Here is a 13,160-nt window from a genome sequence, read left to right on the forward strand (position 1 = left end):
GCGAGCGAGGCGCTGGCGTTGGCAACTTCAATTTCCATGATTGCCGGACTGGGCAACCCGGGCAGCGACTACCGGGGAACCCGTCACAACGCCGGTGCCGACTTCGTCGACGCTCTGGCGCGCGCGCATGGCGCCACCCTGCAGGCCGAATCCCGATTTTTCGGCCTCACTGCCCGCATCCAGTGCGCTGGTCACGACCTGCGCCTGCTTGTTCCCGGGACATTCATGAATCGATCCGGCCAGGCGGTCGCCGCCATGGCCGGATTCTACAAACTGGCACCCGAGGCCATTCTGGTGGCCCACGACGAGCTGGACATCCCACCCGGCACTGCCCGGTTCAAGCGTGGCGGCGGCCACGGCGGCCACAACGGCCTGCGCGACATCGTCTCCAGCCTCGGCAACGACAACCGTTTTGCACGCCTGCGCATCGGCATTGGCCATCCCGGCCACGCTTCCCGGGTGACCGGGTACGTACTCGGCAGGCCGCCCGCGAGCGAGCGGGAAAAGATCGATGCCAGTATCGATGCGGCGATAGCCGCCCTGCCCCTGCTACTGGTGGGCGAGGATACCCGGGCCATGACCCAACTACACAGCTTCAGCGCCGCCTGAGCGGCGCTGCCGGCCTCCACCCAAAATCTGCAATTACAGGATTCACACATGGGTTTCAAATGCGGAATCGTCGGGCTGCCGAACGTCGGCAAGTCCACCCTGTTCAACGCCCTCACCCGGGCCGGCATCGACGCGGAGAACTTCCCCTTCTGCACCATCGAACCCAATGCCGGCATCGTGCCGGTACCTGACCCTCGCCAGAAACTGATCGCCGAAATCGTCAAGCCGCAGCGTGAAGTCTCCACCACCATGGAGTTTGTCGACATCGCCGGGCTGGTGGCGGGCGCCTCCAAGGGCGAAGGCCTGGGCAACCAGTTCCTGGCCAACATCCGCGAGACCGACGCCATCGCCCACGTTGTGCGCTGCTTTAATGACGACAACGTGATCCACGTCGCCAACCGGGTAGACCCGCGCGCGGACATCGACATCATCAACACCGAACTGGCGCTGGCCGACCTGGAAAGCTGTGAAAAGCAGTTGCAGCGCGTCACCCGCAACGCCAAGGGCGGGGACAAGGAAGCCATTGCCATCAAGGCGCTGCTGGAGAACAAGCTGCTGCCACACCTGAATCAAGCCCTCCCGGTGCGATCACTGGCCCTGGACCCGGCCGAGCAGGCTCTGGTAAAGACCCTGCACCTGCTTACCGTCAAGCCGACCATGTACATCGCCAACGTGGATGAAGACGGTTTTGACAACAATCCCTACCTGGACACCGTGCGTGAGATTGCCGCCAGCGAAGGTGCGGTGGTCGTGGCCATCTGCAACAAGCTGGAGTCGGAGATCGTCGAGCTGGAGGACGCAGAACGGCTGGAGTTCCTGCAGGACCTGGGCATGGAGGAGCCGGGCCTGGACCGGGTGATTCGCGCCGGCTACCAGTTACTCAACCTGCAGACCTACTTTACCGCCGGGGTCAAAGAGGTGCGCGCCTGGACGGTAAAGGTGGGCGCCACCGCGCCCGAGGCCGCCGCTGTCATCCACACCGATTTCCAGAAGGGCTTTATCCGCGCCGAAGTCATCGGCTACGACGACTTCATCGCCTATAAGGGTGAGCAGGGCGCCAAAGACGCCGGACGCTGGCGGCTTGAGGGCAAGGACTACATCGTGCAGGACGGCGATGTAATTCACTTCCGCTTTAACGTCTGACGCAGAAGCAGGCCAACACGGAATTCTCCTTCTGACAGGGAATGCAGCGCGTCACCGCAGGCTCAACACTGGCGGGGAGTGGTAGACCGGCGCGAAACCGCCCCCCGGGGTGCGAAAGTTGGTGGTCTGGCCCTGGTACAATCGCGCCGCCACCCACTGTACTGCGCCGCCGTAAACATAATTGCGCAGGTCGTACTTGAACACCAGCGGAGCGGCATCTCCCAGAGCAATGCGCTCTCCCGGGGGGACCAGTGCCTGCGCCACATAATCCCCCGCCAGAACCTCGCTCCACACCCGTTTGGTGATCTTGTCGCCGCGCCAGGCCGCCTTGCTGCCGTACCCGCTGGCGGGCTTGAAAAACAGCCGCTTGCGCTCGGCCCACAGGCGAGCGGCGTTGGCGGGACAAACAATCTCAGTGCGGGGGATACCCTGCAACAGTGTCTGTTGCAGGACGTCAGGTACCTGCAAAGCATCCAGTTCCAGCGGATCAGACAGTAGCGCCAGATTGCGTTTGTTCGCAAACAGGGCATGGGACTGTGGATGAGGTGTCAGCACCACCGCGTTGGCCAGGTAGGCTTCACGAATGGCGGCGGCGCAGCTCCCCTCAAGCAGGAAGTCTGTCATCCGATTGTAGACCAGATCAACCGGCATGGACCCGGCCCGCAGCAGACCATCGCGGAACTGCAGTTGTTCGGGCGCCGCGATGACAGCGTCGAATCCATTGCGCTGGAACAGCTGCCGGAACAGGATAAATTCCGGGTACAGGTATTGCGCTGGCGGATCCGCATCGACAATTGCAATGGATCGCAGGGGTCGGTCATGGCGCGACAACTGCCACTCCTGTCGAAACATGGCGACAATAGTCTGCTCCAGCTGCAGGGCGGTCTTGGCGGTGGGAATCAGCTCTGCGACTTCCGGACAGCAGGCGCGCTGGGCCCGGGCCAGCACGGCATTGAGCAGTGCTCCCCCGGCATTGGTGTTGATTTCGATCAGTCCCACAGACTCGGCGCCAATATGGAAGTCGTAGCCCATGAAGACACCTTTGGCTCCACCCGGGTCATGACGGGCTATGGGCGGTGCAGAATTCAGCACCCTCTGCCGCCATTGCGGCGAATTCATTACCGTTTCCACTGCGCCAATGACAGCATTCATTCGCCGGATATGGTCGTCCGCGACAAAAACAGGTTGCGCAGAAAAGAGATAAGGGCAGCGTTCCCGCGTCATCTGGTAGAGCCCCTGCTCTCCCAGCTCCGTTTCCAGGGCCTGGCTCAGCGCGCCTTCGTCAAGGCTCAGACAGAAGCACTGCTGATTGCGGGCGTTCACACCGGCAGCTTCTCATCCGCAGCGGGAAACCAGTGACGGGTGCGGTTGGCGAAGGCTACCAGCGAAAGCATCACCGGCACTTCCACCAGCACGCCGACAACTGTCACCAGGGCAGCGCCGGAGTTGAGGCCGAACAGCCCAATGGCCACGGCCACCGCCAGCTCAAAGAAATTTGAGGTGCCGATCAGGGCGCAGGGAGCGGCGACATTGAACGGCACCCGCCACAGGTAGGCCGCGGCGTAAGCGACAGCAAAGATCCCGTAGGATTGAATCAGCAGCGGCACGGCAATCAGGGCGATCAACAGCGGCTGGTCCAGTATAACCTGCCCCTGAAACCCGAACAGGAGTACCACAGTTGCCAACAGACCCAATACCGACAAGGGTTTGATGCGCGAGGTGAAGCGCGATACCCGGGCTTCACCCTGTGCCCCGGGACCCGCCGTGCGGACCAGGTGCATCCTGGTCAGAGAGCCGGCCACCAGAGGTATAACCACATACAGCAGCACGGATAGCAGCAGCGTTTCCCAGGGTACGCTGATATCGGTGACGCCGAGCAACAGGGCGACAATCGGCGCAAAGGCAACGATCATGATGACATCGTTGAGAGACACCTGCACCAGCGTGTAGGTCGCATCGCCCCGGGTCAGTTGTGACCAGACAAACACCATCGCCGTGCAGGGGGCGGCGCCGAGCAGAATCATGCCGGCGATGTACTGGCTGGCATTGGCCGGGTCGATCAGGTCAGCAAAGAGAAACTCAAAAAACAGCACGCCCAGTGCGGCCATGGTGAAAGGCTTGATCAACCAGTTGACCACCAGGGTGATCACCAGCCCCTTCGGGCGCTCGTGAATACGCCTGAGGCTGGTAAAATCCACCGACACCATCATCGGATAGACCATGAACCAGATCAGTACTGCCACGATGAAGTTGATTGAGCCGTACTCGAATCCGGCGAGCAGCTGGAAGGTATCGGGCAGCAGGGTACCCAGGGTGAGGCCCGCCGCAATGCAGAGCAACACCCACAACGAAAGATAGCGCTCGAACAGGCTGAGCGGCGATACGGTTTGCTGCCGGGTTGTTTCATTCATTTGCAACTACGTCCATTGCCTGATTCTGATCACGAGTGAGCCCACCTTGCGCCGGGCAGCCAGAGAGAGATTATCACTGTGGCCACCAGCATACCGGTAGATATCCACAGGCAGGCAGCCAGCCCATCGGCACCCCGGCCGGCCATTTGAAACACCCAGCCGGACAGCACGGTGCCAATGAGCCGTCCCATGGCGTTCGCCATGTAGTAGAAGCCGACATCCAGCGACACGCCGTCACGACCAGCATAGCTGACGATCAGATAGCTGTGCAGGGAAGAGTTGACCGCGAACAGCACACCGAACAGCAGCAGGCCGCCGGTCAGGATCGTTGCCGGATCCAGGCCTGCCACCAGAGCCAACGCAATCGTTGCCGGCAGCAGCGCCAGGCTGGCCGCCCACACTGTCGCTGAGCGCCCACCCGGAACCGCCCCGGTGCGGCGGCTTCCGGTAATCCGCGGTGCGAGCGCCTGCACCAGGCCGTAGCCAATCACCCAGAGCGCGAGAAAGCCGCCGGTCTGGCTGTGGTTCCAGGCCAGGGTCTGGGACAGGAATACCGGCAGCGCCACCACGAACCAGATATCCCGGGCGCCGAACAACAGCATGCGCGCCGCGGAAAGAATGTTGATGGCCGGGCTCTTGGAGAAGATATCGCGGAATTTCGGCTTGTTCGCAGCCTTGCCCAGATCCGTTTGCAGGAGCACCAGGCTTGCCAGCCAGACCAGCGCCAGGGCCGTCGCCATTGCCGCCACGGCGCCGGCAAAACCCAGCCACGTCAACAGCACACCGCCGAGGAAAAAGCCCGCCCCCTTGAGTGCGTTCTTCGAGCCGGTGAGAATGGCCACCCACTTGTACAGCGTGCCCTGGGCATCGGCCGGCACCAGCAGCTTGATCGAGCTCTTGGCGCTCATTTTGTTCAGGTCTTTGGCGATGCCCGACAGCGCCTGGGCCGCCATGACCCAGGGCACAGTGAGCATGGCCGCGGGTACCAGCAACATTCCCAGGGCCATGACCTGCAGCGCCAGGCCAATGGTCATGGTTCGATTGAGGCCCACATGGGCACCGAGCCAGCCACCCACCAGATTGGTGATCACCCCGAATATCTCGTAGAACAGGAACAGCAGCGCGATCTCCAGCGGCGAGTAACCCAGCCCGTGGAAGTGCAGCACCACCAGCATACGCAGAGCGCCATCCGTCAGCGTGAAGGCCCAGTAGTTGCCGGTGACCACCAGGTACTGGCGGATCTCCGCGGAGAGGTGGCCCAGCATCGCTACGCGCCCTGATCCGAGCGCCCGACCTTCAGCGCCAGTTCCGCGGTGCGGTTGGCGTAGCCCCACTCATTGTCATACCAGGCGTAGATCTTCACCTGGGTCTCATTGATTACCATGGTGGACAGGGCATCGATAATGCTCGACCGCGGGTCGGTCTTGTAGTCGATAGACACCAGCGGGCGCTCCTCGTAACCGAGAATGGCCTTCAATGGACCTGATTCCGCAGCTGCCTTTAACATTGCATTGACCGCCTCCGCGGTAGTCGCCGTTGCCACTTCGAACACGCAGTCAGTCAGCGAGGCATTGGCCAGCGGTACCCGCACCGCGTGGCCATTGAGCCGCCCCCTGAGTTCGGGAAAAATTTCGGTGATGGCGGTCGCAGACCCTGTCGTGGTCGGAATCAGGCTCATGCCACAGGCGCGGGCACGGCGCAGGTCCTTGTGGGGAGCGTCGAGAATGGTCTGGGTGTTGGTTACACTGTGGATGGTGGTCATGCTGCCGTGGTGAATACCCAGGTTCTCGAGAACGACCTTGACCACCGGGGCGAGGCAGTTGGTGGTACAGGAAGCCGCGGTAACGATCCTGTGGGTTTGCGGCTGGTACAGGTGGTCATTCACTCCCATGACCACATTCAGTACCTCTGGCTCCTTTACCGGAGCGGTAACCACCACCCGCTTGACGCCCTGGGCCAGGTAGGCGTTCAGCACATCGACCTTCTTCATTTTGCCGCTGGCCTCGATGACCAGGTCACAAGCTGACCAGTCGGTTTCCTCGATGCGGGTATTGCGGCTGGTGGCAAGGTGCCGGCCTTCGATCACAATCGCGCCATCCCGGGCAGCGGCATCCCGGTCCCAGCGCCCGTGCACTGAATCGAATGTCAGCAGGTGCGCCAGGGTTGTCGCATCACCTGCCGGGTCGTTGATCTGGACAAATTCGACCTCGGGCCAATCCCATGCCGCGCGCAATACCAGACGGCCCATGCGGCCGAACCCATTGATGCCAATCCTGATGGTCATAAAGAACTCCGGGGAGAAGTGAACGTTAACGGCAATCGCCGGCCTGCTTCTGTCGCTCAATGGCTTGCAGACGCAGAACATCCCCGGCGCAGGGCGCCACTGTGCCAAGACCGTCGCGGGTCGCAGCGAGCACGCTGCGCTGCCAGGACTCCAGCCCGGGATGAATGCGGTAGTACACCCACTGCCCTTCCCGGTGGTCACTGACCAGATCGCACGCACGCAGCTGGGCCAGGTGCCGGGAAATCATGGGCTGCGAAACATCGAGCGCATCGGCGAGATCACAGACACAGATCTGCTCCCGAACCAGCAGCAGCAACAAACAGCGCAAGCGGGTCTCGTTGCCGAGGCATTTGTAGAAGTTCTCCCCTTTCACCACACAATCATGCCTTGCGCTGTGTGACACTGAGTGCGTTCGGTCACGACGCGATCTCCCCACCTATCAATATACGGATAACCATATATATTGTCTGGCCGAAAATCAATGCTGCCGGCCACGCCGCGGCCCGATACCGGGGAAGGGTTGCCCGGCGCCGGCGCTCGATTATCGGCGTTCAAGCCTTCATAAAAGCCCTGTTTTGCTTCATCATCGACCTGTTGAGCCGGCAATCGGCATCCAGGTCCGTTCCGAATCAGGGAGTAAACAAGCATGCCCCGCACCGTTACCGTCGCCGCCACCCAGATGGCCTGCAGCTGGGACCGGGAGGCCAACATCGCCAATGGCGAACGCCTGGTACGCGCAGCCCAGGCCGAGGGCGCCCAGGTCATTCTGCTGCAGGAGCTGTTCGAAACCCCCTACTTCTGCCAGCATCCCAATGAAGACTACATGCTGCTGGCAACCACACTGGCGGAGAACCCTGCCATACAGCACTTCCAGGCCCTGGCCAGGGAGCTGCAGGTGGTCCTGCCAATCAGCTACTTCGAGCTGGCGGGCCGCGCCCGCTTCAACTCGGTGGCCATCATCGACGCCGACGGCAGCGTGCTGGGCAATTACCGCAAGAGCCATATCCCGGACGGCCCCGGCTATCACGAGAAGTTCTACTTCAACCCGGGCGACACCGGCTTCAAAGTGTGGAACACGCGCTACGCACGCATCGGCGTCGGCATCTGCTGGGACCAGTGGTTTCCCGAGAGCGCCCGCAGTATGGCCCTGCTGGGTGCCGAACTGCTGTTCTACCCCACCGCCATCGGCAGCGAGCCCCACGACCCGACTATCCACAGCCGCGACCACTGGCAGCGAGTACAGCAGGGCCACGCCGGCGCCAACCTGATGCCGTTGGTCGCCAGCAACCGCATCGGCCGTGAACTGCAGGACGGCAGTGACATCACCTTTTATGGCGGCTCCTTCATCGCCGACCACACCGGCGCCCTGGTCGAGGCTGCGGACGGCGACAGCGAAACCGTTTTGGTGCACAGCTTCGACCTGGACGAAATAGAAAAGATGCGCACCGCCTGGGGCGTATTCCGGGACCGGCGCCCGCCCCTCTATCAGCCCATCAATACTCTGGACGGTGAACACGCGTGAACCTGCGCAGTGGCACACCGCGCGCGGACGGCTTCTTCATGCCCGCAGAATGGGCGCCCCAGAGCCAGGTCTGGACGCTCTGGCCTGAGCGCCCGGACAGCTGGCGCGCCGGCGCCCTGCCCGCCCGGGCGGCCTTCCTCGAGGTGGTCCGCGCCATCGCCCGCTTCGAGCTGGTAACGGTCGGCGCATCCCGGGAGCAGTTCCAGAACGCCAGCGCCCAGCTGGCTGAAGATACCAATGTCAGGGTCATTGAGCTGTCCAACGACGACATCTGGATGCGCGACTGCGGCCCCACCTTCCTTATTGACGGCAAGGGCCGGCTGGCGGCGGTGGAGTGGGAGTTCAATGCCTGGGGCGGCCATCTCGGCGGGGCCTATCCGACCTGGGACCTGGACAATCAGGTGGCGCAGAAAGTGGCGCAGCTGGAACGGGTACCGCGCTACGCGACACCGGAATTTGTCCTGGAAGGGGGCTCGATCCACGTCGATGGCGAAGGCACGCTGATTACCACAGCGGAGTGCCTGCTGCACCCCAACCGCAACCCGCACCTGAGCCAGGCGGAGATCGAACTGTACCTGCGCGACTACCTCGCAGTGGACACCATCATCTGGCTACCCGAGGGTCTGTATAACGACGAAACCGATGGCCACGTCGATAACTTCTGCTGCTTTGTTCGCCCCGGCGAGGTCCTGCTGTGCTGGACCGACGACGAAAGCGATCCCAATTTCAGTCGCTGTCGGTCAGCGTTGGCGGTGTTGAAGGAGACCCGAGACGCCCGTGGCCGCCAGCTGGCAGTCCACAAAATGCCGATCCCGGCACCGATGTACGCGATCCTCGAAAGCGAGGGCGGGGCGCTTGGCCAGGTGCCGGACGAGAACGGTCAGCCAGAGCGGCTGGCGGCATCCTATGTCAATTTCCTGATCGTGAACGGCGGCATCATCGTCCCGGGATTCGATGACCCTATGGACAATATCGCCCGGGAGCTACTGCAGACCCTGTTTCCCGAGCGCGAGGTGGTGATGGTGCCAGGGCGGGAGATCCTGCTGGGGGGCGGCAATATCCACTGTATCACCCAGCAGCAGCCGCGGCCTTGAGACCAACCGCGGCAGAGCATTTGACAAATCCTCCTTCCCGGCTACTTTCAGGAGATAACCGCACGCAGGAGGCGCATCATGAGCCCTCTTCCTGTTGTAGCCCTGGCGCTGACCCTGGTCGCCACTGCTGGCTGCAAGATTCGCATTGAGGTCCCTCCGGGCGGCAGCGTCGGCACCCAGTCGGGCTCGCTGCAGTGCAATGCAGGCCAGACCTGCGATGTAGACGTCGACGACCTGTTCTTCGACGAGACATTTGCCGCCACCCCCGCCGCAGGCTTCCGCTTCCGACACTGGGAAACGCGCCAGCGCGGCTTCTGCGGCGGCAATATTCAGACTTGCCGCCTGTTCACCGCAGGCTTTGCCGGCAATGACACCCTGCTGGGCTTCCTCGAATCCGACGAGGTGTTTTTTCTGACCCCGGTATTCGAGAGTATCGAACCCGGCCCACTGGGCACTGAAAATGGCAGCGTCTGTTTCAATCCCGATATCGTGCAGCAGGAGGCGCGGCTCATCGCCCGCTACCGCGCCTCTGTCGGGGGCAGCATGCAGACCAGCGTTTTCGACCAGCGGGTGCAGGGCACGGGAAGTGTCAACGGCAATAGCGGCTTACGCCTGGTGATCGAACAGGAGCTGAAGGGGCCGCAGCCATCGAGAGCAGTGGTCGAATCCATAGTCGCCGTGAACCTGGCCAACAGCCAGCTACGACGTTTCGGCCAAAGCGCCGAGGGGCTGCCGCCGCAGACCTTTGTCCAGACAGTGACCTATACGCCCCACCTGCTGACACGCTGGAACCTGGCTGCGGGCCAGAGCTATACCCAGACCTTCTCCTCCCTGGTGGAGGACAACCAGGGTTTCATGGACCAGTCCAGCACCGAGCTCAGGACCACTTACCTTGGCACCGAATCCATCAAGATCGCGGCGGGCACCTTCCAGGCCTGCCGGGTGCTGGAGGAAGCCACCGTCACCCACTCCACCGGCGGCACCAGCAACTACACCCAGACCCTTTGGTACGGTGTCGGCAACGGTGTCCTGCTGCGAACTCTGGCGGCAACCAGCGACACGGAGCTGACCGCAGGGAACATCAACGGCGTCGACCTGTGAGGGGCTGAACCAGCGCCCAACCACCCAAGCTGGCTTGACTTGGGAAATCAAAATGGGGAAAATGCGCGCCTTCTTGGGGCTCTGCCCCCATGACACAATTGTGGCTACGTAGCTCAGCTGGTTAGAGCACAGCATTCATAATGCTGGGGTCGGTGGTTCAAGTCCACCCGTAGCTACCACTTTTTCCTTTTTAAATCAAAGGCTTACAAAACCTCAAATCACTCTGAGATTGTGACCCAGGAGCACCTGCCGGGTTTCATGACTCACGCCCTTGGCCCGCAACCGGCGACCGAAGGTATGCTTCAAATCATGGACCCGCACCTGAGGCAAGCCAGCCTCCTCCCGCGCCCTGCGCCAGGCCTTGGTGTTGATGCGATCCACCGGTCTGCCTTTGGCATAGGTAAACACATGCTCCGGGTTCCTGCCGCGCTGACGATTGATCACCGCCCGTGCTTCGGCATTCATCACCACCAGTCGATCCTCCCCATTCTTCACGCCGCCACCCGGGACCACAAACACGCTGGTTTTCAGCTCGGGAATCGGTATCTCCCACTCCCACCGCAAACCCACCACTTCCTGCTCCCGCGTTCCGGTGTTGACCTTGAACAACGCCATTTCCCTCAGGTGACCCGGCAACCGCGCAAACAACCTCGATTGCTCGTCCCACGACAGGGGATACGGCTTGCGGGCATCGTCACACTCAAGCATTTGCAGCAGGGGAGCGGTTTCAAGCCAGCTCAAACCGGACTCATCCCGCCACAGGCGGGCGGCCAGAGTCAGAATGCGTCGCACCACCGCCAGATCGCGGTTGATGGTGTTGGCTCGCATACCCTGCTCACGACGATGCCGTATAAACGGCTCCAGCGCGCCCTGGTGCACCCGACGCAAAGGCAGATCGCCTATATGCGGGTCCAGAATTTTCAGGGACTGGGCATAGCGGCCAATACTGCGTTTATGCTGGTAATACAGCAGAAACCGGGTGGCCGCCTGCCGAAAAGTACGCTCGATACGAATGCCGTAGACAGTCGCTCGGCTGAGCTCCTTACTGAGTACAACTTCTACCGCGATAGCCACTGGGTGCCATATCTTGGCGCAGCGATCGGTCTGGGCTCGGTAAACTTTGACGGTGATGACTTTGATCTGGAGTCCGGTCTTGGCGATGGCGATGGCGATGGCGATGGCGATGGCGATGGCGCAGTGTTTGACCCGGAAGCCGGCATCAAGTGGTTCGTGCGCCCCTACATGCTATCTCCACCGCCGTGAACTTTCAGCTTGCCACCGCGGATGTGTTTGCCACCACCAACTCGCTGGATGACAACCTGACCACGTTTCAGGTCGGCATGCGTTTCTACCTTAACTAGTAGCGAGGTCCGACTCTAGTAGGTTTTTTGTCTGATTGGCCGCCCTGTTTTGCAGGGCGGTTCTTTTATTGTGAGTGACCGAACGTGACTTCTCGCACCGGAGATGCCGCCCGGCAACTGCAGCGTCTCTACCGGTTGCGCAATGGATCGCGAGATTGGGCTGTTCTTGTCAAAGCCGTCTTTTGCGAGGCGTTTACTTGCCGACGGACGGCTAGCAGCATCAACATCAGTGCGAGCACCATTAGCGCTAAGTTACTCATTGCCGGTATCGGAGCTGCGTTCAACGGATTTATCCTTACGCTCAGCGGCGCCTCCGCAAAGCCCAGAGCGCTTGCCACCTCGATTCTGACATCCAGCAGAAATGTCCCGGTCCAGCCGGGGGGCAGCGAGAAGCTGAGATTCGACGGTGGTGGCCCACTGAAGGCCCATACCCCGGGTGACTCCTCCGTCCCTGCGCTCAAAACGCTGCCTGCTGGAAATCCGCCGAGCACGACCCGGTCGATAGCGCCGCCTGAACCTGCAATCCCGAAGGGCAGAGGTGTCTGGATGTCGACCGATGAGACGAGCTCTTCGGGCAGGCGCAGAGCCGCGCTGCTAGGGCCATTATTGTCGATCTCGGGACTGCCGACCGGTGCGGGCGCGTTCACTGAGGTGTCAGCACCATTCAGCGCCTGACTGCTGGCGGTTACGCCGTTCGCAGCGTTTGCCGTGGCCGTTGAGCCAGTCTCCGCGGACGCGCTGGCTGTGCCCCCGGCGGTGGAGGTCGCCTCTGCAGCTGAAGCGTCGTTTGCAGTGGCGGCCGCGTCTGAATTATCGGTAGCGTTGGAACTCGAGGCTGCATTCAACAACGCAACCGCATTCGCAGTCGATTGGTTAGAGGCCTCGGCATTTGCGACGCTGTTATCAGTGGCAGAGGCTGAGGCAGATGCTGTACCAACCGCGTTGGCTGTAGACGTCGAGCCGTCAGAGGCGTTGGCCGTAGTGACGCTGGACTGCTCGGCCGAAGTAGATGCCGAGCTGGTCGCGCTAGAGCTGGCATCCGCAGCCGAAGACTCCGTAGCAAATGCCAGCGCGTCTGACCCTTGGTCCGATGAAGCGGTGGCTGCAGAATTGTCCGTGGCTACTGCGTTCGAGATCGAATCGTCATTGGCGTCCGCGCTAGCGACGCTGTTGTCTGCGGAGAAGGCGGTAGCTGATGCGCTCTGTTCCGCCGAGGCTACCGCAGTCGCCGCGTCTTGAGCGGTGGCGGTGGCGTTGCTCGTCTCATCGGCGAGCGCTGTGGTCGAGCCATCGTCGGTACTCTGGGCCTCCGCAGCCGAAGAATCGGTAGCGGTGGCGGTTGCATCTGAATCGTCGGCGGCCACGGCGGTGGCTGCCGAATCTCCCGTCGCGGTTGCCGTTGCGTTCGACGTGTTATCGGCGTCAGCAGAGGCGGCACTGTCGGCGTCCGCGATCACTGTTGCGACCGACACATTCTCTGCCGTTGCAACTGCCACACTGTCCCCACTGGAAGTGGCCTGTGCAGTCGAGCGGTCGGTCGCCCGGGCTAACGCCGCTGCTCCGTCCTGGGCCGAAGCTTCTGCCTCCGAATCGTCGATTGCGATCGCAATGGCGGTCTCGGCGCCGGGCGTCGCG

12 protein-coding genes, 1 tRNA gene and 1 pseudogene are annotated in these 13,160 nt (G+C 62.0%); 7 read left to right on the forward strand and 7 right to left on the reverse strand.

What is annotated here, in order from left to right; all coding sequences use genetic code 11:
• Positions 1-18 precede the first annotated feature (18 nt).
• Complete coding sequence (gene pth / locus RJQ10_RS00375) at positions 19-609, forward strand: aminoacyl-tRNA hydrolase (protein ID WP_350142468.1); 591 nt, start codon at positions 19-21, stop codon at positions 607-609.
• A 48-nt stretch (positions 610-657) separates the two neighbouring features.
• Positions 658-1,752, forward strand: coding sequence for a redox-regulated ATPase YchF (gene ychF, locus RJQ10_RS00380; RefSeq protein ID WP_350142470.1), 1,095 nt, complete (start codon positions 658-660; stop codon positions 1,750-1,752).
• A gap of 51 nt (positions 1,753-1,803) precedes the next feature.
• Here the strand turns inward: ychF and RJQ10_RS00385 are convergent, their stop codons facing one another.
• Genes RJQ10_RS00385 through RJQ10_RS00405 form a run of 5 tightly spaced genes read right to left on the reverse strand, consistent with a single transcriptional unit; the run spans position 1,804 to position 6,820 of the window.
• On the reverse strand, positions 1,804-3,075 hold the full coding sequence (locus RJQ10_RS00385) for a hypothetical protein (RefSeq protein WP_350142472.1): 1,272 nt from the start codon (positions 3,073-3,075) through the stop codon (positions 1,804-1,806).
• The gene (gene arsB, locus RJQ10_RS00390) at positions 3,072-4,163 is read right to left on the reverse strand and encodes an ACR3 family arsenite efflux transporter (RefSeq protein WP_350142474.1); all 1,092 of its coding nucleotides are present in this window, start codon (positions 4,161-4,163) and stop codon (positions 3,072-3,074) included. Before arsB ends, RJQ10_RS00385 begins: the two co-directional genes overlap by 4 nt.
• 29 nt (positions 4,164-4,192) lie before the next feature.
• Entirely contained in the window at positions 4,193-5,428 is a 1,236-nt protein-coding gene (gene arsJ / locus RJQ10_RS00395; RefSeq protein ID WP_350142476.1) for an organoarsenical effux MFS transporter ArsJ, read from the reverse strand.
• Positions 5,429-5,430: 2 nt separating this feature from the next.
• Complete coding sequence (locus tag RJQ10_RS00400; protein ID WP_350142478.1) at positions 5,431-6,447, reverse strand: ArsJ-associated glyceraldehyde-3-phosphate dehydrogenase; 1,017 nt, start codon at positions 6,445-6,447, stop codon at positions 5,431-5,433.
• A gap of 25 nt (positions 6,448-6,472) precedes the next feature.
• Positions 6,473-6,820, reverse strand: a complete 348-nt coding sequence (locus tag RJQ10_RS00405; protein WP_350142480.1) for an ArsR/SmtB family transcription factor — start codon at positions 6,818-6,820, stop codon at positions 6,473-6,475.
• A gap of 273 nt (positions 6,821-7,093) precedes the next feature.
• On the opposite strand from RJQ10_RS00405, the gene aguB reads away from it, so the two are divergent.
• From aguB to RJQ10_RS00425, 4 genes are all read left to right on the forward strand, one after another.
• The gene (aguB, locus tag RJQ10_RS00410; RefSeq protein ID WP_350142482.1) at positions 7,094-7,969 is read left to right on the forward strand and encodes an N-carbamoylputrescine amidase; all 876 of its coding nucleotides are present in this window, start codon (positions 7,094-7,096) and stop codon (positions 7,967-7,969) included.
• Positions 7,966-9,063: an agmatine deiminase gene (gene aguA / locus RJQ10_RS00415; RefSeq protein ID WP_350142484.1), complete on the forward strand. Its 1,098-nt coding sequence runs from the start codon at positions 7,966-7,968 to the stop codon at positions 9,061-9,063. The genes aguB and aguA overlap by 4 nt, the downstream gene beginning before the upstream one ends.
• Before the next feature lie 78 nt (positions 9,064-9,141).
• Entirely contained in the window at positions 9,142-10,164 is a 1,023-nt protein-coding gene (locus RJQ10_RS00420) for a hypothetical protein (RefSeq protein WP_350142486.1), read from the forward strand.
• Between the two features lie 102 nt (positions 10,165-10,266).
• Positions 10,267-10,343 (forward strand) — tRNA-Met (locus RJQ10_RS00425).
• Between the two features lie 34 nt (positions 10,344-10,377).
• Here RJQ10_RS00425 and RJQ10_RS00430 read toward each other — a convergent pair.
• Positions 10,378-11,238, reverse strand: a complete 861-nt coding sequence (locus RJQ10_RS00430) for a tyrosine-type recombinase/integrase (protein WP_350142488.1) — start codon at positions 11,236-11,238, stop codon at positions 10,378-10,380.
• 3 nt (positions 11,239-11,241) lie between these two features.
• Here RJQ10_RS00430 and RJQ10_RS00435 point away from each other — a divergent pair, with 3 nt between their 5' ends.
• Complete coding sequence (locus RJQ10_RS00435; RefSeq protein WP_350142490.1) at positions 11,242-11,427, forward strand: hypothetical protein; 186 nt, start codon at positions 11,242-11,244, stop codon at positions 11,425-11,427.
• 226 nt (positions 11,428-11,653) lie between these two features.
• Here RJQ10_RS00435 and RJQ10_RS00440 read toward each other — a convergent pair.
• A pseudogene (locus tag RJQ10_RS00440) lies at positions 11,654-13,160 on the reverse strand (hypothetical protein); the annotation flags it as partial.

This window comes from Haliea sp. (assembly GCF_040222615.1).
GTDB lineage: Bacteria > Pseudomonadota > Gammaproteobacteria > Pseudomonadales > Halieaceae > Haliea.